20 protein-coding genes and 1 riboswitch are annotated in these 24,876 nt (G+C 52.4%); of the genes, 7 read left to right on the top strand and 13 right to left on the bottom strand.

The features are described 5' to 3' along the window. Positions 1–147 precede the first annotated feature (147 nt). Positions 148–1,029, top strand: a complete 882-nt coding sequence (cysM, locus tag GZ59_RS03965) for a cysteine synthase CysM (protein WP_011092489.1) — start codon at positions 148–150, stop codon at positions 1,027–1,029. Positions 1,030–1,071: 42 nt separating this feature from the next. Here cysM and GZ59_RS03970 read toward each other — a convergent pair whose 3' ends face one another. Together GZ59_RS03970 and GZ59_RS03975 are read right to left on the bottom strand one after the other, a co-directional pair. Further along, positions 1,072–3,024 carry a MacB family efflux pump subunit gene (locus tag GZ59_RS03970; RefSeq protein WP_039290286.1) on the bottom strand — a complete coding sequence of 651 codons (1,953 nt, stop codon included), beginning with the start codon at positions 3,022–3,024 and terminating at the stop codon, positions 1,072–1,074. Between the two features lie 3 nt (positions 3,025–3,027). Beyond that, the gene (locus GZ59_RS03975) at positions 3,028–4,224 is read right to left on the bottom strand and encodes an efflux RND transporter periplasmic adaptor subunit (RefSeq protein WP_039290289.1); all 1,197 of its coding nucleotides are present in this window, start codon (positions 4,222–4,224) and stop codon (positions 3,028–3,030) included. A 250-nt stretch (positions 4,225–4,474) separates the two neighbouring features. Here GZ59_RS03975 and GZ59_RS03980 point away from each other — a divergent pair, with 250 nt between their 5' ends. Both GZ59_RS03980 and GZ59_RS03985 read left to right on the top strand, forming a co-directional pair. Beyond that, positions 4,475–5,155 carry a response regulator transcription factor gene (locus tag GZ59_RS03980; protein WP_039290292.1) on the top strand — a complete coding sequence of 227 codons (681 nt, stop codon included), beginning with the start codon at positions 4,475–4,477 and terminating at the stop codon, positions 5,153–5,155. Continuing rightward, positions 5,155–6,522: an ATP-binding protein gene (locus tag GZ59_RS03985; RefSeq protein WP_039290295.1), complete on the top strand. Its 1,368-nt coding sequence runs from the start codon at positions 5,155–5,157 to the stop codon at positions 6,520–6,522. The genes GZ59_RS03980 and GZ59_RS03985 overlap by 1 nt, the downstream gene beginning before the upstream one ends. Positions 6,523–6,588: 66 nt before the next feature. On the opposite strand, the gene crr is transcribed toward GZ59_RS03985, so the two are convergent. The 5 genes from crr to cysZ form a co-directional block, all read right to left on the bottom strand. After that, positions 6,589–7,098 (bottom strand): PTS glucose transporter subunit IIA, encoded by a 510-nt coding sequence (gene crr / locus GZ59_RS03990; RefSeq protein WP_011092494.1) that lies wholly within the window; start codon positions 7,096–7,098, stop codon positions 6,589–6,591. 149 nt (positions 7,099–7,247) lie between these two features. Then, entirely contained in the window at positions 7,248–8,975 is a 1,728-nt protein-coding gene (gene ptsI / locus GZ59_RS03995) for a phosphoenolpyruvate-protein phosphotransferase PtsI (RefSeq protein ID WP_039290298.1), read from the bottom strand. 45 nt (positions 8,976–9,020) lie between these two features. Beyond that, on the bottom strand, positions 9,021–9,278 hold the full coding sequence (ptsH, locus tag GZ59_RS04000; RefSeq protein WP_002441228.1) for a phosphocarrier protein Hpr: 258 nt from the start codon (positions 9,276–9,278) through the stop codon (positions 9,021–9,023). A 453-nt stretch (positions 9,279–9,731) separates the two neighbouring features. Further along, positions 9,732–10,700: a cysteine synthase A gene (gene cysK, locus GZ59_RS04005; protein WP_011092496.1), complete on the bottom strand. Its 969-nt coding sequence runs from the start codon at positions 10,698–10,700 to the stop codon at positions 9,732–9,734. Positions 10,701–10,862: 162 nt separating this feature from the next. Continuing rightward, positions 10,863–11,690, bottom strand: a complete 828-nt coding sequence (gene cysZ / locus GZ59_RS04010) for a sulfate transporter CysZ (RefSeq protein WP_011092497.1) — start codon at positions 11,688–11,690, stop codon at positions 10,863–10,865. A gap of 225 nt (positions 11,691–11,915) precedes the next feature. Here cysZ and zipA point away from each other — a divergent pair, with 225 nt between their 5' ends. Next, on the top strand, positions 11,916–12,914 hold the full coding sequence (gene zipA / locus GZ59_RS04015) for a cell division protein ZipA (RefSeq protein ID WP_181023444.1): 999 nt from the start codon (positions 11,916–11,918) through the stop codon (positions 12,912–12,914). 128 nt (positions 12,915–13,042) lie between these two features. Then, a complete protein-coding gene (gene yjeH / locus GZ59_RS04020) occupies positions 13,043–14,296 on the top strand; it encodes an L-methionine/branched-chain amino acid transporter (RefSeq protein WP_039290307.1) in 1,254 nt (417 codons plus the stop codon). 73 nt (positions 14,297–14,369) lie between these two features. On the opposite strand, the gene ubiK is transcribed toward yjeH, so the two are convergent. Further along, on the bottom strand, positions 14,370–14,663 hold the full coding sequence (gene ubiK, locus GZ59_RS04025) for a ubiquinone biosynthesis accessory factor UbiK (protein WP_039290308.1): 294 nt from the start codon (positions 14,661–14,663) through the stop codon (positions 14,370–14,372). 311 nt (positions 14,664–14,974) lie between these two features. Beyond that, positions 14,975–15,175, top strand: a riboswitch (FMN riboswitch). A gap of 127 nt (positions 15,176–15,302) precedes the next feature. Between ubiK and ribB the strand changes: the two genes are divergently transcribed. Next, entirely contained in the window at positions 15,303–15,956 is a 654-nt protein-coding gene (gene ribB / locus GZ59_RS04030) for a 3,4-dihydroxy-2-butanone-4-phosphate synthase (protein WP_039290310.1), read from the top strand. A gap of 84 nt (positions 15,957–16,040) precedes the next feature. Here the strand turns inward: ribB and tehB are convergent, their stop codons facing one another. The 3 genes from tehB to norV all read right to left on the bottom strand — a co-directional run bounded on the left by tehB (position 16,041) and on the right by norV (position 19,937). Further along, positions 16,041–16,901 carry an SAM-dependent methyltransferase TehB gene (gene tehB / locus GZ59_RS04035; RefSeq protein ID WP_039290314.1) on the bottom strand — a complete coding sequence of 287 codons (861 nt, stop codon included), beginning with the start codon at positions 16,899–16,901 and terminating at the stop codon, positions 16,041–16,043. 371 nt (positions 16,902–17,272) lie between these two features. Further along, positions 17,273–18,409, bottom strand: a complete 1,137-nt coding sequence (gene norW, locus GZ59_RS04040; protein WP_039290317.1) for an NADH:flavorubredoxin reductase NorW — start codon at positions 18,407–18,409, stop codon at positions 17,273–17,275. A 10-nt stretch (positions 18,410–18,419) separates the two neighbouring features. Beyond that, positions 18,420–19,937: an anaerobic nitric oxide reductase flavorubredoxin gene (norV, locus tag GZ59_RS04045; RefSeq protein ID WP_039290319.1), complete on the bottom strand. Its 1,518-nt coding sequence runs from the start codon at positions 19,935–19,937 to the stop codon at positions 18,420–18,422. 167 nt (positions 19,938–20,104) lie between these two features. Between norV and norR the strand changes: the two genes are divergently transcribed. Next, entirely contained in the window at positions 20,105–21,643 is a 1,539-nt protein-coding gene (gene norR, locus GZ59_RS04050) for a nitric oxide reductase transcriptional regulator NorR (RefSeq protein WP_039290323.1), read from the top strand. Between the two features lie 258 nt (positions 21,644–21,901). Here norR and fumA read toward each other — a convergent pair whose 3' ends face one another. Further along, positions 21,902–23,545 (bottom strand): class I fumarate hydratase FumA, encoded by a 1,644-nt coding sequence (gene fumA / locus GZ59_RS04055; protein WP_039290325.1) that lies wholly within the window; start codon positions 23,543–23,545, stop codon positions 21,902–21,904. A 448-nt stretch (positions 23,546–23,993) separates the two neighbouring features. Beyond that, complete coding sequence (locus GZ59_RS04060; protein WP_011092507.1) at positions 23,994–24,872, bottom strand: LysR family transcriptional regulator; 879 nt, start codon at positions 24,870–24,872, stop codon at positions 23,994–23,996. Positions 24,873–24,876 lie beyond the last annotated feature (4 nt).

Genomic DNA, 24,876 nt, shown 5'->3' on the forward strand with positions numbered 1-24,876 from the left:
TAGGGGAAACACAGGGATGAGGTTCCCGTAGGGATGCCTCGCCCTGTGGTAGCCCCGTGTATCTCGTATTAACCATGATGGGTTTGTCAGCAACGTTAACTTTATCGTTCACTCCGTAAGTGGGTGAGACATTTTAGGACTCAACTTGTGACAACGCTTGAGCAGTGTATTGGCAATACCCCGCTGGTGAAATTACAGCGCATGACGCAGGGGTTGAAGAGTGAAATCTGGCTGAAGCTGGAAGGGAATAATCCCGCCGGTTCGGTAAAGGATCGCGCTGCATTCTCTATGATCCTGCAGGCGGAAAATCGTGGTGACATTACTCCCGGTGACCGGCTGATCGAGGCGACCAGCGGCAATACCGGTATTGCGCTGGCAATGATTGCTGCGCTAAAAGGCTACCGGCTGCGCTTGCTGATGCCGGACAACATGAGCTATGAACGCCAGACTGCGATGCGTGCATATGGCGCAGAGCTGGTGTTGGTCAATCGCAAGCTGGGGATGGAAGGGGCACGAGATCGGGCGAAACAGATGGTACTGGCGGGGGAAGGGAAGACGCTCGATCAGTTCAATAATCCAGACAACTCGCTGGCGCACTTTCTCACGACGGGTCCAGAAATCTGGCAGCAGACGGCAGGCAAGCTGACGCACTTTATCTCCAGTATGGGAACGACCGGTACGATCTCCGGCGTTAGCCGCTACCTGAAGCAGCAGAATCCGGCAATCTGTACGGTAGGGTTACAGCCTGCGGAAGGGAGCCACATTCCCGGTATTCGCCGTTGGACGCCGGACTATATGCCAGGTATTTTCCGCGCCGATCTGGTCGATCGTATTCTGGATATGACGCAAGTGGATGCCGAGAATACGCTGCGGCAACTGGCGCGTCAGGAAGGTATTTTCTGCGGTGTCAGTACCGGTGGTGCGGTGGCTGGCGCGCTGCGGATTGCGGCGGAAAACCCCGGCAGCGTGATTGTGGCGATCGCCTGCGATCGTGGCGATCGGTATCTGTCCACCGGGGTATTTGATTAAGGTTACTCGAATTATTTAGAGTACTTAATGTATGTGCGTTGGCTATTCCCGCTCCAGCGCATGAATCGGTTCCATTCGCGCCGCACGACGGGCGGGGAAGAAGCCGAAGATAATACCGATTAGGCTGGAGCACAGGAACGCGGCAATAATCGATGAACTGGAATAGATCATCGCAAAATTGCTGCTGAGCTGTGCGAATAGCACGCCGATAGCCAACGACAGCGCCACGCCCGCAATGCCGCCGAACAGACAAACCAACACGGCTTCGATAAGAAACTGCTGCATGATGTCGCTGGTGCGTGCGCCGACCGCCATACGAACGCCGATCTCTCGGGTTCGCTCCGTGACCGACACCAACATGATATTCATCACGCCGATACCGCCGACCAGCAGCGAAATCAGGGCAATCATCGAAACCAGTAGCGTGAGCGTGGTGGTGGTTTTCTCGATCATTTGACGGATGCTATCGGTGTTCATGATAAAGAAATCTTTCGTACCGTGCCGCTGCATCAGTAGATCGGTAATCCTCTGCTCGGCGATGCTCATATCAACATTGTCTTTCACCCGCACCGTGATGCTTTTCAGGTAGGACTGCCCGACCATGCGTTTCATCACCGTAGTGTATGGCACCCAGACGTTCAGGTTTTCATCGCTGCCAAAACCGCCTTGATTCTTGCTGACGACGCCAATAATCCGAACGGGCAACGAGCCCAGCAAAATCACCTGACCAATGGGATCCTCGCCGTGGGGAAAGAGCTTATCGCGCGTGTTTTTGTCAATCACCGCATCCTGCGTCAGTTCATCGACGCTGCTACGAGGGAAAAGCACGCCACGTTCTAACGTATAACCACGTACGGTGAAGAACTGTTCGCCAACCCCAGAAATGCTGGCGGAAACGGCAATATTACCGTAGCGCATCGTTACGCTGGTGGAGACAGAGGGCGTCACGCTATGCACGTAGGGCTGCTGCGTCAGTGGCTGAATATCACTGGCGCGTAGCGTCTGGATAGCACTGGCATCCATGTCGCCGAAACCTTTGCCGGGGAATATTTCCAGCGTACTGGTGCCCATCGAGTTGATATTGGCCAGCACCTGCTCTTGTGATCCTTTTCCCAGTGCGACCACTGAAACGACGGACGCGATACCGATGATAATGCCGAGCATGGTCAAAAAGGTACGCATCCGCTGGGCGTTCATTGCCAGCAGCGCCATTTTAAACGCGTCAATAAAGCGATCTTTGAACTGGTTCAGGGCAGAGGTTGCTGGAGAGCTTGCCGCTTCTGGTGACGATGCTGTGGCTTCTTCTGGGCGCGTCTGTCTATCGGCAATCACTTCGCCATCGCGCAGTTCGATAACGCGCTGTGCGTGTTCAGCAATCGTCATATCGTGCGTGACGATCACGACCGTATTGCCCTGTCTGTGTAGGTCGCGAAGTATGCTCAGAACTTCATTGCCGCTGTGGGTGTCCAGCGCACCGGTCGGTTCATCCGCCAGAATAATGCCGCCAGCGTTCATCAGCGCCCGTGCGATACTCACTCGCTGCTGTTGGCCGCCTGAAAGCTGGCTGGGTCGATAGTGAAGGCGATTTTCCAGCCCCAGTCTGGTCAGCAGATCTGCCGCCCGTTGACGGCGCGCCAGTCGGCTCTTTCCAGCATAAATCGCGGGCACTTCAACATTTCCCAGCGCGGTCAGATCGCCAAGCAGGTGATAGCGCTGGAAAATAAAGCCGAAATGTTCGCGGCGCAGTTCAGCGAGCTGGTCGTTATCCAGTTTACCAACGGCGCGTCCTGCCACCTGATAGTCACCGGCGGACGGTTTATCCAGACAGCCGAGAATATTCATCAGCGTGGATTTTCCCGATCCCGACGCGCCGACAATCGCCACCATTTCGCCCTGATTGATGGTCAGGTTGATGTCCTTGAGAACGGTAACGTCCTGTTCACCGTTGGTGAAGCGGCGGGTAATGCCGGTCAACTTAAGTAAGGATGTAGACATGTGTTACATCCCCGTCTGCGGGCCGGGATGCGCGGAGGCCGCATCGCCGGATGACTGGCTGACAACCACCTGTTCACCGACGCTGATCCCCGAACGGATTTGGGTACGCACGTTATCGTTGAGGCCAAGCGTTACCAGACGGGATTCAACCTTCTTGTTCGCGTTCACGACCTGCACATACCACATGCCATTGCGCAAGGTGAGCGCGGTCGCGGGAACGACGATGGCATTTTTCACCGAAGACAGCAGAATATAGACCTGAGCCGTCATTGAAATACGCAATACGCCGTCGGCGTTTTTCACATCGAACTGACCGTTGTAATAGATTGCGGTACTGGATGATGAACTGGAGCTGCTTGTGCTGGATGACGTCGTTGTCGAGTCAGTGTTGATGGAGTCTGGCGCGGGCTCAATCGAACTCAGCGTGGCTTCGTAGCGTTTATTCGGCTCGCCCAGAATGCTGAACCAGACCGGCATACCGGTTTTTACCTTGACGACATCGGCTTCTGATATTTTGACCTTGATGGTCATGGTGTCCAGATTGGCGACTTTGGCGATGGTTGGCGTCGTCTGGATCGCGTTCACCGTTTGGCCAGCTTCAACCGGAATCGCGACGACGGTGCCATCCATCGGTGAGCGAATCTGCGTATATCCCAGATTAACCTTGGCGGTGTTGACGGTGATCTGCGCCTGAACGATTTGGGCGTCTAGCGCGTCGATATTGGCTTTGGTCGCATCGAGCGTCGCCTTCGCACTATCGTAATCGGCCTGTACGCCAACGCCGCGCTTCATCAGCATTTGCTGACGCTGCCAGCTTAATTCGTTATTACGCAATTCCGCCAGTTTGGCGGCTCGCTGAGCCTGAACGTTTTTTAGCGCGGCCTCGCCATTCTTTAACGTGTCCTGCTGGGTGAGGTCATCAATCTCGGCGATCAATTGCCCTTTTTGCACTTTATCGCCGAGCTTGACGTGCAGTGCTTTGATTTGTCCTGAGGCTTGTGCGCCGACGCTGACCTGCTTCTGTGCCTCAATTTTTCCGTCGGCGAGTACCGTCTGTTCGAGATCCGCAATCTCTGCGGCGGTAGTAAGCGCATTGGGGGCTGGCGAGGGTTTGTTAAAAAACAGATGAATAAGTACGGCAGTGACGATAAGACCAATGGCGATCGTCGTACGGCGACGAGTAAAAAATCGTGATTGCATCAGGGGAAGTCGTCCTTAATGAATGCTCTTAACGGAAGTAAATAACGCAGATGAGTAATTTACCCCGAGTCCGTAAAGGTATCGGTAATCTTTGCTGAAAGAAATGGTAAGGATTAAGTAAATCTGGCTGCGAATATTCACGTCAGGCCTGAGAATACATTATATATACCCGCCATACTTCAAATTGTGCGCGAATGGCTTTCCCGCAACGTGAAGTATGACGGGTATGCCCGATTAATGAGGACAGGATATGAATATTTTACTGGTCGATGACGACGTAGAGCTAGGCGATATGCTCTGTGAGTACCTGAATGCGGAAGGGTTTTCGACATCTCGGGTGCTAACGGGTAGAGAAGGCGTCAATGGCGCGATATCAGGTGACTACACCGCGATGATCTTGGATGTCATGTTGCCGGATATGAGTGGGATTGATGTGCTGCGCCAGATCAGAAAAACCCAGCAGTTGCCCATCATTATGCTGACGGCGAGAGGTGACAATATCGACAGAGTCATCGGTCTGGAAATGGGGGCGGATGACTATATGCCTAAACCTTGCTACCCGCGTGAACTGGTAGCGAGGCTGCGTGCGGTGCTACGTCGCTATGACGATCAGCCGAGTACAAAGCGAGACGAAAGTGTGGCTGCCAGTGGCGATCTGGTATTGAACCCCGCAACGCGCATCAGTGAATGGCGTGGGAAGCCGTTTGATCTAACGGCGTCTGAGTTTAATTTACTGGAGTTGCTGCTCCGTTCCCCTGAGCGGGTTGTGTCAAAAGATGAGCTGTCCGAAAAATGTCTGGGGCGTCGCCGTGAGGCCTATGACCGCAGCGTGGACGTACACATCAGCAATATTCGTCAGAAGCTCGGGGCATTGGCGGGCAACACGATGACGATTGAAACGGTGCGCAGCGTAGGATATCGGATTCGCTGATGATGATTCGTGGAAGACTTTTCTGGAAGATATTGCTGGGGTTCTGGCTGACGTTTCTCGTCATATCTCAGTTGCTATGGCTGGCTTTTTCCTTGGGCGGCGATCGCCATAAGCCGTTGGAAGAAATCGTGGTTTCACGCATTGCGACGATGCAAGCAGAGATGGTGGCCGCAGCGTTGCAACATGGCGGTCTGGGCGAACTCAACGATGTGATGTCGCTGCTACCGGAAAAAGAACAGCAATACATTTCCATCACGGAATCGCCTCTGCCGCTGTCGGAACAGGAATTAGTTTCCTCCCCGCAAAATGCTTTGCTCGACGACGCTTTTACGCCGGACAAACGTGGTGCGCAGCGTGCCACTTACGTGATCAAGCAGGTTAGTGGCCCAGCGGGAAAGTGGTATCAGATACGCTATGACGCCGAATTGCTACGCAGCGAATTTCGTCCTCCTCGTCCCGTCGAATTTCTCAATGTGCCTGCGCCGTTTGTGATCATTGCGGGGTTTGGTGGCTTGCTGTTCAGCTCGGTGCTGGCATGGAGTCTGGCACGCCCGTTGAACCAGATCCGCGCTGGTTTTGATCAGGTGGCGCAGGGCGATCTGAATGTGCGCCTGCTGCCGGTAATGCGTAAACGTCACGATGAAATCAGCGATGTGGCGCGTGATTTCGATTCCATGGTCGAACGGTTGGATAGCTTGGCTAGCGCGCGTGAACAGCTGCTTCATGATGTTTCGCATGAGCTGCGATCCCCACTGGCGCGTTTGCAGCTTGCCATCGGGCTGGTGAGGCAGAACCCGGACAATCTAGAAAACTCTTTGCAGCGTATCGAACGTGAAGCTTTGCTGATGGATAAGATGATTGGCGAACTGCTGACGCTATCGCGCACGGAGAATTCCGGTGTTGAGGAGGCCTATTTTGATTTATTGGGGCTGGTGACGGCAGTGGTAAACGATACGCGTTATGAAGCGCAGGTCACTGGCGTTGAAATCCTGCTCGTGGCGGATGAAGACGACGATTACACGATCAAAGGCAACGCGGAGCTGATGCGCAGGGCTGTCGATAATGTGATGCGCAACGCGCTACGTTTTTCTGCACCCGCACAGCAGGTTGCGGTGTCGTTAATTGGCAATGAGCAGGAGTGGACGATTCAGGTTGCCGATCAGGGGCCAGGCGTGGAGAAAAGTAAGCTCTCCAGTATCTTCGATCCTTTCATTCGTGTTGATTCACCATTGTCCGGCAAGGGCTATGGATTAGGGTTGGCGATTGCTCGCAAAGTAGTGCTGGCACACGGTGGGCATATTGAGGCGGATAACGGTGAGCCGTGTGGGTTAGTGATTCGTCTGTGCGTGCCGCGCTGGAAAGCCTGAAACGAAAACGGCACCATCCGGGTGCCGTTTCGTGCAAACGTAGTAAACCATGCGTAGAATGGCGGCTTACTTTTTGATACGGATAACCGGTGTTTCACCGACAACAACCGTACCACTCAGTTTGGTCAATTCCTTGATTTCATCCATGTTGGAAATAACCACTGGTGTCAGGGTAGACTTCGCTTTTTCTTCTAGCAGAGCCAGGTCAAACTCGATAACGACATCGCCTTTCTTCACGCGTTGACCTTCTTCGGCGATGCGCTTGAAGCCTTCGCCTTTCAGTTCAACGGTATCGATACCAAAGTGCACAAACAGCTCAATGCCGCTGTCAGACTCGATGGAAAACGCATGGTTGGTTTCAAAGATTTTACCGATGGTGCCGTCTACCGGTGCGACCATCTTGTTGCCAGTTGGTTTGATGGCAATGCCGTCGCCGACGATTTTCTCTGCAAATACGACATCAGGAACATCTTCAATATTGACGATTTCACCAGACAGCGGGGCAATGATTTCGATGCTGCCAGTGTCTTTTTTATCGTCAGAAACCAGAGATTTCAATTTATCGAACAAACCCATGATTCTCTCCTAAGCATTAATATTGGGCCAGCGTATACCCTAATCTTTCAAGTCGGTGTGGCATTGGCTTTCTTCGCTACCCCGACTGCGAATGTATCGCCTGTCGGGGGTGCTGATTACCACCTTGAAATCTATTAGGTAAAGCAGAATCAGCAGAGCGTTTTTTCTTTAATAAAGCGGCTCACCAGATTGCTTAACTCTTGTGCTGTCGGTTGAGCTAATGCTTGCTCCGCCAGCGCCTTCGCATCTTCGTAATTTGCATTACGGATGATTTTCTTGATGCTCGGGATAGAGATCGCACTCATGCTGAATTCGTCCAGACCCATTCCCAATAACAGTAGTGTAGCACGTTCGTCACCGGCGAGCTCACCGCACATCCCTGTCCACTTGCCTTCGGCGTGAGACGCGTCGATGACCTGTTTAATCAGGGTAAGGACGGCTGGGGACATCGGATTATAGAGATGAGAAATCAGCTCATTACCGCGATCAACTGCCAGAGTATACTGGGTTAAGTCATTTGTCCCAATACTAAAGAAGTCGACTTCTTTGGCTAAATGTGGCGCGATGACGGCGGCGGCAGGTGTTTCAACCATAACGCCGACTTCAATGCTTTCGTCGAAGACTTTACCTTCTTCTCTCAACTGCGCTTTCAGCATCTCAAGTTCGGCTTTCAGCTCACGTACTTCTTCCACGGAGATGATCATTGGGAACATGATACGCAGTTTGCCAAAGTTGGACGCGCGCAGAATAGCACGCAGCTGAGCGTGCAGGATCTCTTTACGATCCAGACAGATACGGATTGCACGCCAGCCAAGGAACGGGTTCTCTTCCTTCGGCAGATCCATGTAAGGCAGGTCTTTGTCACCGCCGATATCCATGGTGCGGACGATAACTGCCTGAGCGCCAACGGCTTCAGCAACGGCCTTATATGCCTGGAACTGCTCTTCTTCGGTCGGCAGTGAGTCACGATCCATGAATAGGAATTCGGTACGATACAGGCCAACACCTTCTGCGCCGTTACGCTCAGCACCCGCGACATCGCGCACGGTACCGATGTTGGCACAGACTTCAACCTGATGACCGTCCAGCGTGATGGCCGGCAGATCTTTCAGCTTGGCCAGCTCATACTTTTCAGCGTGGTATTGCTGCTGAACGGCTTTTAATTCTTCAATTTTATCCGCAGTCGGATTCTGGTAGATCTTGTTGTTTACTGCATCCAGAATCAGATAGTCGCCGTTTTTGACCTGACGGGTCACATCGGTCGTGCCGACGATCGCAGGCAGTTCCAGAGAACGGGCCATAATGGAGGTGTGAGACGTGCGGCCACCGATATCGGTAATGAAGCCCAGCACTTTGTCCAGATTCAGCTGCGCGGTTTCTGACGGCGTCAGGTCCGTTGCAACCAGAATGACTTCATCCTGAATATCGCCCAGATCGACGATGGTCATATTGAGAATGTTTCGTAGCAAACGCTTCCCAATATCACGCATGTCCGCAGCGCGTTCTTTCAGATATTCATCATCAAGCTCTTCCAGTGCTTTGGCCTGATTTTCGATGACAGAAAACGCGGCGGCGTCGGCGGAAGCATGTTCATCTTTAATCAGGGCTATGATTTCCTGCTCGAACTCTTCATCTTCAAGCAGCATGATGTGCCCTTCGAAGATGGCTTCTTTCTCTGCGCCCAGCGTCTCGCCCGCTTTCTTCTTGATAGCTTCCAACTGTGCGGATGCTTTGGAACGGCCAGTCAGAAAACGTTCAATTTCCTGCTCCACCTGATCCGCAGAGATTTTTTTCCGGTTGATGAGAATTTCATCTTCTTTCAGTAACAGTGCCTTACCAAAAGCAATACCCGGTGATACTAATATGCCTGAAATCATAACCCTACCTTACTCGATTCTGGTGTTCACTAAAAAACTCGTCGGTTATTCGAGCTCAGCCATCAGCTTGACCAGGTGTTCAACCGCCTTTTGTTCGTCTTCGCCTTCCGCAGCGATAGTAACCACAGTTCCTTGTGTTAAGCCGAGTGTTTGTAATTTGAACAGACTTTTGGCGCTAGCGCTCTTGCCGTTGGACGTCACGGTGATGTCTGAAGTGAAGCCTTTGGCTTCTTTGACGAACTGAGCAGCGGGACGAGTGTGCAGGCCATTCGGTGCGGTGATAGTCACTTCTTGCTGGAACATGCTTTTTTCCCCAACTTATGGATTAGATTAATGTTGTGGAACTAAAGTTTAGTTGATTCACTGAACTTTAGCCTGTTTGGTTAGCTCCTGATTTATGTTACAGGGGCAGGCCACGATGCGACAAGAAAACCGTCAAACGTATTTCCTGAATAAAATACCATCAAACACCGCAGATTCCGCCACCCATTATCTTAACCTCAGTCGCAAAACGGCGATGTGGTCTATCGTGCGCAGAGAACAAACCGTCGTGCGCAGGACAAAAACAATGTGATGAGGCATGGTATTTGTCGGATATTAATTTCACGCATCAAAATAATTGTTCGGTTAAATACTAAACCTGATGCAGAAAAGCAATCCGTATGTGGTGGAAAGTTTGAACTGTGCCACAAAAAAGCACCTAAATAGGTGCTTTTTTAACACATTGGTCACTTATTGTCCGAGGATGACCTGGGGCTATTGTTGCAGTTCCTGCTCGGTGAACAGGTCGGCAAAGAGTGCGGTACTGAGGTAGCGCTCGCCGGAAGAGGGCAGAATAACGACGATAGTTTTACCGTCGAACTCTTTCTCTTTGAGTAAATTCAGTGCTGCGGCAACAGCTGCGCCGGAAGAGATACCAGCCAGAATGCCTTCTTCTTCCATCAAACGGCGTGCGGTGCTGATCGCTTCTTCGTTCGTCACTTTTTCTACGCGGTCAATCAGTTCCAGATCCAGGTTTCCAGGAATGAAACCTGCGCCGATGCCCTGAATCTTGTGCGGACCGGGTTTCAGCTCTTCGCCCGCGAGCGCTTGAGAGATCACCGGTGAATCAGTAGGTTCAACCGCCACGCTGATGATGGCCTTGCCTTTGGTGTTCTTGAGGTAGCGGCTCACGCCAGTCAGCGTACCGCCTGTACCGACGCCAGAGATAAAGACATCAACCTCACCGTCAGTATCTTCCCAGATTTCAGGGCCGGTGGTCTTTTCGTGAATCTCTGGGTTAGCTGGGTTGCTGAACTGCTGCAACAGCAAATAACGGCTCGGATCGCTAGCGACAATCTCTTCTGCTTTGGCGATAGCCCCTTTCATGCCTTTGGCGCCTTCGGTCAGCACCAGATTAGCACCCAGCGCTTTCAGTAGCTTACGACGCTCAATACTCATGGTTTCCGGCATGGTGAGAGTGAGCTTGTAGCCGCGAGCCGCCGCGACGTAGGCCAGGGCGATTCCTGTGTTTCCGCTGGTAGGTTCAACCAGTTCGATGCCCGGTTTGAGAACGCCACGCTTTTCTGCATCCCAAATCAGGTTGGAGCCGATACGGCATTTTACGCTGAAGCTGGGGTTGCGGGATTCCACTTTAGCCAGAATGCGTCCGTTGCCGATACGGTTCAGGCGAACCAGCGGCGTATGGCCGATTGTGAAAGAATTGTCTTCGTAGATCTTGCTCATAGCCTGTCCTTATAACTGTATGAAATTTTTGTGAACGTAGAGAGAATACCCGTTCACACTTTTCAGTGAAGTAAAGAATTGCTATATCGTTATGTTCTTAAGAAATATCTTTTCATTACAATAGAAAGCACTGGCCTTTATGAGCCAGTGCACATTGTCTTTTTATGGTGATTTTTTCGGCAGCGTTGCGGATAGATTCCGATAACGATCCACCCACAGCTGCGTTGCGCCGCATACCGCAACGGGCATGATGACCAGATTCAAAAAAGGCACCAGCGTAAACAAGCTGACCAATGCGCCAAACTGCATATTGGCGACTTTATGGCGGCGTAATGCCTGCCGCATCGTAGAAAAGCCTACTTTGTGGTTATCAAAAGGATAATCGCAGTACTGAATCGCCAGCATCCACGCGCTGAACAGGAACCATAAAACCGGAGCGACAGTCTGCCCGATGCCGGGAATAAAATAGAGAAGCAATAGCACAATGGCGCGCGGCAGGTAGTACGCCAGTTTTTGGACCTCACGTTTCATGATGCGTGGGACGTCTTTGGCAATACTCAGTATGCCGCTGTCCGGCAGCGTTTGGCCGGTTAGTTTTGCTTCCAACTGCTCCGCCAGTAAGCCGTTAAACGGTGCGGCAATAAAATTGGCGATAGTACTGAATAGGTAGCTGAATACCAGTAAGATGGAGAGGACGGCGAGTGGCCAAATGAGGTAGCTGAGCCATTGAAGCCAGCTTGGAATGTGGCTCATGATCTGAGGAATCCAATCATTCAATTGGGTGAAAAGCCACCAAAAAGCGCCGCCCATCAGCACGATATTCATGAGTAAAGGAAGAATAACGAAACGCCGGATGCCCGGCAGAGAGATCAAGCGCCATCCGGCAAAAAAATAGTGTACGCCGCTGCGAGTGTGGTCTGCGGTGTTGCTGTGAGACGGTTTTTCGAAAGACGGTGGTTTTTCTGGAAACGATGATTTTTCTGAAGACATGGTGCCGATATACTCAGTCATTTGTTTGTTAAGGCATCATATCGGGATGATCTTATGCTGACTAGCCCATATTTGGATGAAAAAGCAGCAAAAAAGTGCGTTGTACCTATCTTTATTGTCATTAAAGTACCGTGCAGGCTTGCACTTGTGTACTCAGGCAAATAGAGTTAGTAGTATAAGTATTTGTCATATTGGCAATGTATTGTCGGAACAATTGGGATAGCAATGATGCAGGACTTGCGTCTGATATTAATCGTTGTTGGCGCGATCGCTATAATAGCGCTTTTACTTCACGGCTTGTGGACCAGCCGTAAAGAGCGTTCGTCCCTTTTTCGTGACCGCCCGGTTAAACGTGCAAAGAAAGCGCGTGATGAAACGCCGCTTGACGATCTGGATGAAGGCGTTGGCGAAGTTCGCGTTAAGGGGGCTCGCCCGCAGCAGAGTGAGCCTTCATTTGATAGCGCTTCAGTTGATAGCTCTTCATTTGATAACTACGGTAGTGCGCGCGAAGATGTTCGCTCAGAAGCGAAATCGCCGTTCGAGCACATGTCTCCCGTGTCTGCTTACGATCCTTTACTGGACGAAGCGACGCCAGTAGATTCTCCGCGTTCTCAGGTGCGTGGTGATGCCAATCCGCAGGTTGTCGACCCCAGACAAACCTTTATTCCTGAATCGGATATTGACGCTCCGCGTGAACCGTTTGCGTATGATGCGCCGTCATCTGCGCAACAGCAGCCTGTCTCGCATTCGCTGCATGAGAAAGTTCAGCCTGCGCCTCAGCAACCTGCTGAGCCTGCCGCGGCAAAAGAAACCGTTTTGGTGCTGCATGTGGTGGCGCATCAAGGCGGTGTCATCGGCGGTGAACTGCTGTTACAAAGCCTGCTTCAGGCCGGTTTCCAGTTTGGTGAAATGAATATTTTCCATCGTCATGTAAACCCAGCTGGCGCTGGGCCGGTGTTGTTTAGCTTGGCGAATATGGTTAAACCTGGCTCGTTCAATGTGGATACGATGTCCGAATTCTCGACGCCCGGCGTGTCTATTTTCATGATGGTGCCGTCTTATGGTGACGCCGGACAAAACTTTAAACTGATGTTACAGTCTGCGCAGCGTATCGCTGACGATGTTGGCGGTGTGGTGCAGGATGATGAGCGTCGTATGATGACGCCGCAGAAGGTTGAATCCTACAAAGCCCGCATTCGCGATGTGCTGAAAGCCAACGCCTGATAGCATAAAATTTGTGAATGCAGTGGGTGAGAGAAGCCTCCGTTAGTGGAGGCTTTTTTTATTCTTCCATCCGACCGTGATTCTTCGATCCGACATTGATGTAGAAAGGCAGGAAAAGGTGAAACGTTGTGAGTGAAGCCAAAGGGTTAAAACAAGAGCTTGGCCTGATTCAAGGCGTAGGGCTGCTTTCTACTTCGCTACTGGGGACTGGGGTGTTTGCGGTTCCTGCGCTGGTCGCACAGCTGGCACAGCAAGACAGCCTGTGGGCGTGGCCGATATTGATCCTGTTTGTTTTTCCTATCGCAATTGGCTTTGCTGCGCTGGGGCAACATTTTCCTAATGCGGGCGGTGCCGCTCACTTTGTTAATCTCGCCTTTGGGCCGCGCATGGCGCGTGTGACCGGCTGGCTATTCCTTTCCGTTATTCCCCTTGGTCTGCCTGCTGCCTTGCAGATTGCCTCGGGGTTTTGGCAGGCGGCATTTGGCTGGAGCGATCTGGGGCTGCTCTGCGTACAGTTACTGACGCTGGGCGGTATCTGGCTGCTTGGCCTGCGCAGTGCTGGGTCCAGCGCTAACATTCAGATCGTTATTGCGATGTTGGTTGTGGGGCTGGTTGCTGCAATCTGGTGGCAAGGTGACATCACGCCCGCGCATATTCCCTGGCCGTCGGTGAGTGAACTGTCATGGCCTAACACCTTCGGCGCGCTGGCTGTGATGTTTTGGTGCTTCGTTGGCCTTGAAGCGTTTGCTCACATGGCGACGGAATTTCGGGTACCAGAGCGGGATTTTCCACGGGCTTTACTCATCGGCATGCTGGTTGCTGGCGCGGTTTATTGGGGATGCACGGTAGCGGTGTTGCATTTTAAGGCTTACGGAGAAGGGATTGCCGCAACGGCATCGCTGCCAGGTATTGTCGTGCAACTGTTTGGTCAGCACGCTTTGTGGATTGCCTGCTTTGTTGGGTATCTGGCCTGCTTTGCCAGCGTGAATATCTATACGCAGGGTTTTGCCCGTTTAGTCTGGTCGCAGGCACCGAAAGGCAGTGCGCTGGCTAAGCTGTCCGCAGGGCAGGCGCCGGTTAATGCGTTGTCGATTGTTGTTGCCTGTTGTCTGGTGTGCTGCCTGTTGATCTACTGGCTCAGGCTGCCGCTGGATATGCTGATTGTGTACGCTAATGGCATTTTTGTGCTGATTTATCTGCTGTGTATGCTGGCAGGATGGCGTTTGCTGAAAGGGCGCGCCAGAGTGATGGCGGCAATTGGCGGAGTACTCTGTTGTGCGCTGTTGCTGATGATAGGCTGGAAATCGCTGTACGCGTTAGTCATGCTGGCGGTGCTATGGTTGTTCCTACCGCGCAAGTCGGTTGAACTGGTTTCCCACTGATCGGACGATCGCTGCTGTTACGGTGTAGATAATCGAGCAACGCCCTGAGCAGGGCGTTGCATCGCGATGATGATTAGTCGTTTTCCGGCGCGACTTCCTGCACTACGGCTGGCTTTTCTTCCGCAGACAATTTCGCTTCTAGCTCGGTCAGGCGCTGTTCCAGGCGCGCAATCTTCTCGCGCGTGCGGAGTAGAACCTGCGTCTGAATATCGAACTCTTCACGATTTACCAAATCCAGTCGTGTCAGCTGTGCTTGCAAGACCTGACGGATCTTTTTCTCCACATCATCACCCAATTCCCGGATACCTTTTGGCATGGATTCATGCACTTGACGGGCGATTTGCTCAATCTTCTTTGGGTCAATCATGTCGCTTTCCTGATTAGGTTATTTAAGTAAATATTATATACCCGTAATACTTCAAGCTGCATGTGCGTTGGCTGCGCTCACTCACCCGAATCACTTACCTGAGTAAGCTCATCGGGATTCCTTCCCTTGCCGCCTTCCTGCAACTCGAATTATTTGGGGTATAGCAAGAGTAAGTGTAATGCCTATAAACGAAATCCGACATCTGCTTTGCACATATTCAGCATAATTTTACTGTAATTCAGCATACGTTTTGCCCTATTTCCTGCGGTGGATCAATTGCCCTATCGAGGTATTAGCGTTATAGTAAACCCGCTTATTCTCAGGGCGGGGTGTAATTCCCCACCGGCGGTAAACCAGTGAACGTATGAACGAATAAGGTTCTGCGCACTGGAAGCCCGCGAGCGCTCAGGCTGTGTTTTCCGATATTAATCGTCGGTTTTCGCAACATGAGGTCAGCAGACCCGGTGTAATTCCGGGGCCGACGGTTAAAGTCCGGATGGGAGAGAGTAACGGTATCTGTCGGGCTGCATGCCCGCTCGCGTTATTTTTGTTAGCTATTGCTATGCAATCTGTAGTAGTGGTTACTCCTCAAGCTCGCCCTGATTCTGGTAATCCATAATAACATTGAGGTTTTTTACCATGAATCAGACATTACTTTCTGAATTTGGCAATCCTACCGAACGCGTAGAACGCGCACTTGATGCATTGCGTCATGGCCGCGGCGTACTGGTACTGGATGATGAAGATCGTGAAAACGAAGGTGACATGATCTTTTCCGCTGAAAGCATGACCGTTGAACAAATGGCGCTGACGATTCGTCACGGCAGTGGCATTGTGTGCCTGTGCCTGACGGAAGAGCGTCGCCAGCAACTGGAACTGCCTATGATGGTGGAGAAAAACTCCAGCCATTACCAAACGGCGTTCACCGTAACTATCGAAGCCGCCGAAGGCGTGACGACAGGCGTTTCTGCCGCTGACCGCTTGACTACCATTCGTGCTGCGATTGCGGATAACGCTAGGCCGAGCGATCTGAATCACCCTGGCCACGTATTCCCGTTGCGCGCCCAGCCGGGTGGCGTATTAACACGCGGTGGTCACACTGAGGCAACGGTTGACCTGATGACGTTGGCGGGCCTGAAGCCATCTGGCGTACTGTGTGAACTGACGAACGATGATGGCTCAATGGCGCATGCGCCGGAAGTGATCGCGTTTGCCAAACAGCACGATATGCTGGTGCTGACGATTGAAGATCTGGTCGCTTACCGCATTGCGGCAGAGCGCAAAGCCAGCTGATTCACGCGGATACGATGCATACAAAAAGGGCCGATTAATCGGCCCTTTCGTTTTATGACAAATACAGCAACAACTCACTCGTGCTTAGGGCTTTCTTGCCAGCAGCGTAGCGAAACGCAGCTTGATGCGATTACCCTGTGCATCTGTCTTGTGTAGTTCGCCCATATCCTCGTTATATTTGAGGATCTCCCAATCGGCGTAATAGTTCTTCAGCTCGTCTTCTTTAAAGGTAAACGAGAAGGGCATCGGACACGGACAATCTTCCGTCGACATCGCCGCGATAATCAGGTTATAGCCACCGTCAACGGTGCTGTCTTGCATATTGCTGATGATGTGCGGAATACGGTCACGTTCCAGGAACATCAGCACAACGGTCGACAGGATGAAATCGTACTGCTCTTTGATTTCTGCCAGATTGATGTTGTAAACGCCCGCCCGGATGTTTTCCAGTGCTTCGCTCTGGATGATGTTATTCAGCGAATCAATGCTTTGCTCGTGCTTGTCACAGGCAGTTACGTCAAACCCGCGCAGGTTCAGATACAGCGAGTTGCGCCCGCCACCGCAGCCTAAATCCAGCGTTTTGCCCGGCTTAATGTGCTGTACTGCGTTGATCACTTCGGAATGGGTTTGCGTCAGACCGTATTTTTTATGGTAGAAATCTTCCGCCGAACAGAAAAAGCTAAGCTGACATTCCAGATCGTCAGAGAACGAGACGATGCGATGCCACGCCTGTGGCTCCACAAACGGTGGCTGGTTCTGCTCGGAGAAGTGAAACGTCTCCAACGTATCACCGTCTTCGGTCAGCATGGAAAAGGTCATTTCCCCTTTCAACACGGTCAGTTTTGCCCAAGTGCCTTCTTGTGTGTTGTGCTTTTCCTGGAACGCGGCAGGCAGCGTCTGGCTGTTCCACTGTGGCATCTTCTTATAACAAATGAGATCTTGCATCGTTACCTCGGTCTGTAAATTCTACAATCTATATACCCGTCATACTTCACGTTGCATGTGCGTTGGCTGCGTTCACTCACCCGAATCACTTACCTTAGTAAGCTCATCGGGATGAAATGAGAGACATCCTGTCTCTCACCGGAGGCCAGCCGTTGGCTGGTCAAATTCGTTCCCGACGAATTTGACCCTCTCTTGCCGCGTTACAAGGCTTACAAATAAGCCTTGCCCTAGCGGGCCAACGCTTTGCGTTGTTCAAAACGCTAACGTTTTGTCCTGAAACTCGAATTATTTAGGGTATAGCCGTATTCTATTAATCCGCACGCGGGCTTACCAGAAATATGTATTTTAAATGCATTATTTATTTTGCTGCATCAGATGGTAGCTGAAAGCTGTCGTAGCAGCGGAAATGCCTCTTTCATCCGCTCGCCGCCGACCACAAAGGCACGCAGCCTTTGCTGACTATCTAACGCTTTGGCCACCATACCCTGTTCGTTCCATTCCTGCTGCCAGTGCAAATCGCTGCCGGTGGTATCGCCTGCCATCTGTAAGGGAAACAGCGGCGTTTTGATTTTAACCAGCATCGGCGGCAGGGTCAGCGCCTCACTGGCACCCAGCAGGTTTTTCGCCAGCGTGATGGCACTGAGTTGAATCGGTTGCAGGAAAGGTAAGAGCTTACCGCCAATTTCCGCGCAGTCGCCCAACGCATAAATCTGCGGATCGGGGGTCTGTAATTGCGCATTGGTCTGAATGCCTTTCTGCACCGACAAACCTGCCGCTTTCGCCAGTTGCATGTTGGCCTGCAAACCGACAGCGGAGATGATTTCGTCTACTTCCACCGTGCGCCCATCAGTAAACCTAGCCTGCACGCCCGTTTCGGTTTTCTCCAGTTGCTGCACAGTCGTGTTTAGCAACAGTGAAACGCCCTGCTGCGTCAGCGTGAATTGCAGGCGTGCGCTGACTTCAGGCGGCATCAACGCAGGCAGAATGCTGCTGGCGCAGTCAACCAGCGTGACGCGTTTTCCGGCGCGGCTCAGATCCATCGCCAGTTCGGTGCCGATGAGTCCGGCACCGAGCACCAGCACGCGTTCGGCCTGCCAGAGCCGAGCTTCGTGGGTGCGGTATTCCTGCTGACTATTGAGCGTCAGCATGTGTTCGCGCCCCGGAATTGGCGGCACTATTGCGCTGGCCCCGGTTGCGAACACCAGCTTGTGGTAATCGTAACGATCCGTTCCGCAGACGACCTCTTGCGCGTTGCGGTCAATGGCGGTAACGCGGGTGTTTGCCAGTAGCGCAATACAGTTTTCTTCAGCAAACGCGGTTGCCTGCATTTTGGTTAGATCGTCGGCGTGCTGCTGCAGGCTCATCACATGGCTTAAACCCGGCTTGTTGTACTCATCACCGCTGTCGGCGGTGATGAGGCGGATAGGGCAGTGAGCATCCAGCTTACGTAGCTGCCGGATAAGCTGACGGGCTGCAAAGCCTGCGCCAATAATAACGATATCTTTCATCATCCTCTCCTTAGCGAATTGGATTGAAAACGTCTTTACCCAGCCCGCATTCTGGGCAAAGGAAGCTGTCGGGTACGTCCGACCACATGGTGCCAGGTGTGACATCCTGCATGGGTTCGCCGAGTGCCGGATCGTAGATCCACTGGCAGACGGTGCACTGCATACAGCCGCTTTCTGACTGTACCGCTGACTGTGTAGCAGCGACTTCGTTGCATCCGCAGGCGCTCTCAGCAGAAGCGCTCATCGGCTGTGCCGCAGTGGTAACTTGCGGTGCGGTAGCCGCCGGTTTCATTGGCGAGATGACACGGCGGGCAGGCGTATTATCCAGCGGATGCAGCGCCCACTGACGTGCAATTTCGCGACCGTGCTCGCGGCAAACTTCCAACGCTGAACCGTCAGGACGCCACTTGGTTTTCAACGCCAGCGTGGTTTCAAAACCGGCGTCCATCAGGCGGGTTTGAACGCGGTCTACCGCACCGCCGTTCCAGCCGTAGCTACCGAACGCAGAGGCTTTCTTGTTTTGGAAACGCAGTCCGGTGATCTCTTCCAACATGGCAGCGACTTTTGGCATCATCACGTTATTCATGGTGGATGAACCGACTAACACGCCTTTTGAGCGGAAGACTTGCGTCAGGATTTCGTTCTTGTCGTGGCGGGCGACATTATAGATTTTCACCGCGACACCGGGATCGACATCGTTGATGCCTTGCGCAATGGCGTCGGCCATCATGCGGGTGTTATTGGACATGGTGTCGTAAAACAGCGTAATGCGATCTTCCTGATAGCTGTCCGCCCACTTCAGATACAGGTGGATGATTTGTGCAGGATCGTCGCGCCACACCACGCCGTGCGAGGTCGCGACCATCGACAGCGGCAGGTTGAAGCCGAGCACTTCGTGGATTTTGGCCGTCACTAAGCGGCTGAACGGTGTCAGAATATTGGCGAAATAGCGCTGGCACTGCTCGAACAGTTCGGTTTGATCCACATCGTCATTAAACAGGTGTTCATCGCAGTAGTGCTGACCGAACGCATCGTTACTGAACAGCACGGCATCCTCGGTCATGTAGGTCATCATGCTGTCCGGCCAGTGCAGCATCGGCGTTTCAATAAAAATCAACTGCTTGCCGTTCCCGATATCCAACGTGTCGCCGGTTTTGACCGTGTGGAAATTCCACTCAGGGTGATGGTGATGGCCGGTAATCGAATCGATCGCGTTATAGGTGCAGTAAATCGGGGTGTTGGGAATACGCGCCATCAGCTCGCTCAGCGCCCCAGCGTGATCCTCTTCGGCATGGTTGATCACGATGTAATCAATCGTGTTCAGATCCACTTCCGCCATGAGATTCTGCACAAATTCACGGCTGAATTTGTGATCGACGGTATCGATCAGCACGGTTTTCTCTTCGCGGATCAGGTAGCTGTTGTAGCTGCTACCTTGCAGCGTCTTGTATTCTGTGCCGTGAAAATCACGGACTTCCCAATCGCGTTGTCCAACCCAGTGGATGTTGTTCTTTACGTGAATAGTCATGTTCTGAAACCTCAATAAGCATATGCGAGAAAATATGCTGTAAAGATTGCAGGAAGCGTGCCAGTTTTTAATATGTTGATTTATAAGGTTTTGATAAATATAGATTGTCAAATTGACACATATTAACTATTGTCCTAATGACACAGGTTATGTCATTAGGACACACCATGACGCTTTCTATTAACGCCCTTGCCCATATCGCTATCGAGCTGCAAATGGGGCTATCGAATCAGGATCGTTTTCAGCGATTGATTAACAGCCTGCGCCAACTGCTGCGCTGTGATGCGTCGGCGTTGCTGCGTTACGAAAATCAGCTATTCCGCCCGCTGGCGATAGATGGCCTGGCACCGGACGTGCTGGGGCGACGTTTTCGCCTGTCCGATCATCCTCGTCTAGAGGCGATTGCCCGTGCTGGGGATGTCGTGCGTTTTCCGGCGGACAGTCAGCTTCCCGATCCGTATGACGGCCTGATCCCCAGTCAAGAGGATCTTAAGGTGCACGCCTGCGTTGGCCTGCCGCTGTTTGCCAATCAGAACCTGATCGGTGCGCTGACCGTAGACGGCATGGATCCGTGCCAGTTCGATCATTTTAGCGATGAGGAACTGCGGCTGGTGGGGGCGATGGCGGCGGCGGCGCTGAGTAATGCGCTGCTGATGGAACGCCTTGAACGGCAGCTGCCCGCGCCGGTGCGTGCCGAAAGTCCGGCAGCGGAAAGCGTGGAAGAAATGGTTGGATTATCAGAACCGATGCAGCGGTTGAAGAAAGAGGTCGATATTGTCGCGGGTTCCGATCTGAACGTGCTGATTATGGGAGAGACTGGCGTCGGTAAAGAACTGGTGGCGCAGGCGATTCATCATGGTTCCGGTCGTGCAAATCATCCTCTGGTGTATCTGAACTGCGCTGCGCTGCCGGAATCGGTAGCAGAGAGCGAGCTGTTTGGTCATGTGAAGGGCGCGTTTACTGGTGCGATTCATCATCGAACCGGCAAGTTTGAAATGGCGGACAACGGTACGCTGTTTCTGGATGAGATTGGCGAGCTGTCGCTGACGCTACAGGCGAAGTTGCTCCGCGTATTGCAATATGGCGACCTACAGCGCGTGGGGGATGACAGCAGCCTGAAAGTAAACGTGCGCGTGCTGGCAGCAACTAACCGCGATTTGCGGCAGGCGGTGCTGGATGGGGCTTTCCGTGCCGATTTATTCCACCGTTTGAGTGTGTTCCCGCTGTCTGTGCCGCCGCTGCGTGAGCGTAGTCAGGATGTAGCGCTGTTAGCTGGTTTCTTCTGTGAGCGCAGCCGTGCGCAGCTCGGGCTGGTACGTCTGGCGTTAACCGCGGAAGCGGGCGCGTTACTGGAACAGTACGATTGGCCGGGGAACGTGCGCGAACTGGAGCATGCAATTTACCGCGCTACTGTGCTGGCGCGTGCCGGACAAGAATCGGGAGAGGTACTTTTAGGCCCTGAGCATTTCAATCTCGAACTTCCCTCCCAACCGGTTCATTCCAGAGCAGGATCGTCGAATGCTATTGAGACCGCGTCCGCGTATTTCATCAGCGGCGGCCTGCGAGAGGCAACGGATGATTATCAGCGTCGGATTATCCAACAAACGCTGGCGCGCCATGAGGGCAACTGGTCATCCTGCGCGAGAGAATTGGAAATGGACAGCGGCAACCTGCACCGTCTGGCGAAGCGGTTGGGCATCAAATGAAAAACGCCCAAAAATCGGGGAGCCGAGGTTGTTGACAAAGCTTGCAGAGCGGGGGTAACGGATAGATCGTAAAGACGCTGCAAGTACGTCCATGTAAGCTCGGCTTGCGCCATCCTTGGCGCAAACGCTTTACTCTTCTATTCCGTTACTCCCGTTTTCATTCGGCAAATAGGTTTGTCAACGGTCTGAACACTCCCCGAAACTCGGGGGAGTTGGCACACGAAATATCCCCTAACCTCTAATCACGCAAAAGCTTCTTTAACCGCATTTCACGCATTTGGCGCTCTGAATCACCTGGAAGAAATCGTTGCCTTTATCATCGACCAGAATAAAGGCAGGGAAATCTTCTACTTCGATTTTCCAGATGGCTTCCATACCCAGTTCTGGGTACTCGATGCAGGTCAGGCTCTTGATGCTGTTTTGCGCCAGAATCGCTGCCGGGCCGCCGATGCTGCCGAGGTAGAAACCGCCATGTTTATGGCATGCGTCGGTGACTTGTTGGCTACGGTTGCCTTTTGCCAGCATGACCATGCTGCCGCCGTTGGCTTGCAGTAAATCGACATAGGAATCCATGCGGCCAGCGGTGGTTGGGCCTAATGAACCCGATGGATAACCTTCCGGTGTTTTCGCTGGGCCTGCGTAGTAGATCGGGTGATCTTTAATGTATTGCGGCAGACCTTCACCGTTATCCAGACGCTCTTTCAGCTTGGCGTGAGCAATATCACGACCCACGATGATAGTGCCAGTCAGGGAAAGGCGGGTGGACACCGGATACTGCGACAGCGTCTTCAGGATCTCGGTCATTGGGCGGTTCAGGTCGATTTTAACCGCATCGCCTTCGCCTGTTTCACGCAGATGCTCAGGGATATATTTGCCCGGATTCTGCTCTAACTGCTCCAGCCAGACGCCCTTGCGGTTGATCTTGCCTTTGATGTTACGGTCAGCGGAACAGGATACGCCCATCCCGACCGGACAAGATGCGCCGTGGCGCGGCAAGCGGATAATCCGCACATCGTGCGCGAAATATTTACCGCCGAACTGCGCCCCCAGACCCAGATCGCGTGCCGCTTCCAGAATCTCCTGCTCCAGTGCGACATCGCGGAACGCCTGACCGTGCTCGTTGCCTTCGGTCGGCAGTTCGTCATAGTACTTGGTCGAAGCCAATTTAACGGTTTTCAGCGTGGTTTCTGCCGAGGTACCGCCAATAGCAAACGCGATGTGGTATGGCGGGCAGGCCGCCGTGCCCAATGAACGCATTTTCTCGATCAGGAAGCTCTTCAGTTTACCCGGCGTCAGCAGCGCTTTGGTTTCCTGATACAAGTAGGTCTTGTTAGCAGAACCGCCGCCTTTGGTGACGAACAGGAATTTATAATCTTCGCCCTCGGTACTGTAGAGATCAATCTGCGCAGGCAGGTTGGTGCCAGTGTTGACCTCTTGGTACATATCCAGCGCAGCGTTCTGCGAGTAACGCAAGTTGTCTTCAATGAACGTGTTGTACACACCCTGAGACAGCGCTTCGGCATCGTTACCGCCGGTCCACACGTTCTGGCCTTTTTTACCCACGATAATCGCGGTACCGGTATCCTGACAGGTCGGCAGAATGCCCTTGGCGGAAATTTCTGAGTTGCGCAGGAATTGCAGAGCAACGTATTTATCGTTTTCGCTGGCTTCTGGGTCATGGAGAATATCGGCAACTTGCTGCTGATGAGCGGGGCGGAGCATGAAAGAAGCATCGTGGAAGGCTTGCTGGGCCAGAAGGGTCAACGCCGCTGGCTCGACTTTCAGGATGTCCTGACCTTCAAATTGCGCGACAGAGACAAAGTCGCTGCTCAGCAGGCGATATTCGGTGTCATCTTTACTGAGTGGAAAAGGATCTTGGTAATAGAAGGGTTTATTCGACATTTTTTTCTCACTTGCAATTGCATTAATTAGTAAATTCCGACCTTTATAGGATTTAACGTCTTATTATTAAGGTAAGGCGTATTACCGCAGCACCACAGGGATGTCTCGAATACAAAAGTAGTAATCCCTATAATAGTATGGTTTTTTGTCGGGAAGTACTACTTTGGTACATCACAATAATAATGATGATGTGCATTATTTTTCCCTGCGGCAGGCGAGAGAAGCCGCCGCGCGGTACAGGATAATGTGCACGGTATAACGTGCACATTATCCTCTTTTAATTGGCTTAATTAAGTAAAGTAAACGGTGAAATTAAAAATAATAACCATTTTATCGTTAATGTTATTCGTTAACGATATAAAGGAATTGTTATCGGCTTTTTATCTCTTTATGAAAAGCGAGCTCATCATAAAAGCCACCGGCTGTGGCCCGTATGATTTTGCCAGCGTTATGGCGGCGTACTCTCTTGTTGAGCAAGGAGATTGTCGATCATCCACAGTCCTGCTGGGCCGGGCGGATGGGGTTTAGACCAGACAACATCTACGTCAATCCACTGCGGCCAGCCTGACACAGGCAGCTCCACCAGCTTCTGTCTGTCGTATTGCGCCACCAGCCAGCGCGGTAGGCTGCTCCAGCCGTGCCCCTGCTGTGCCATCTCTAAGAGCATAAGGTAGGACGGCGCAGACCAGACGATCCCTTCCGGTTGCAGCCGGTCGCTACGTTTATAGGTATTGAGATAGAGCTGGCGGACTGTCGCCAATTGGCTACGTGTTACGGTTTTTTCAGTCGCGAGCGGGTGAGCAACCGACACGAAGACTGCCATTTCAGTCTTAACCTGCAAACGCGCAGCGGCAATATCGGGCGGGTAATCTGTCTGAGCACGTAATAGCCCGACATGCGCGCGGTCCATTTGCAGCAGGTCGATGACGTCGTCGCCTTCCGCAACCAGACATTCAAATTCAATATCGGGAAAGTTGTGTGCGAAACGCTGAATCACGGGTTCGTAATGGGTGGCTTGCCAGATATCGGACAGTACAAACGTCAGGCGGGGTTCGATATGGTCTGCCAGACGGATCGCCAGCTCATCCAGCTCTTCGCTGGCGGACAAGATCGCCTGTACGTGAGAAAGTACTTTTCTGCCTGCCAGCGTCAGTACCGGTTGATGGCCGGCTCGATCAAACAGCGTCAGCCCCAGATCGGCTTCCAGATTGGCAATGGCGGCGCTGATGGTGGACTGGCTTTTATGCAAGCGCCGGGCGGCGGCGGAAAACGAACCTGCATCAACGGTGGTGATAAAAGCCAGCAATGATTCTGGTGAATAACGCATCTTT

This window comes from Pectobacterium atrosepticum (assembly GCF_000740965.1).
Taxonomy (GTDB): domain Bacteria; phylum Pseudomonadota; class Gammaproteobacteria; order Enterobacterales; family Enterobacteriaceae; genus Pectobacterium; species Pectobacterium atrosepticum.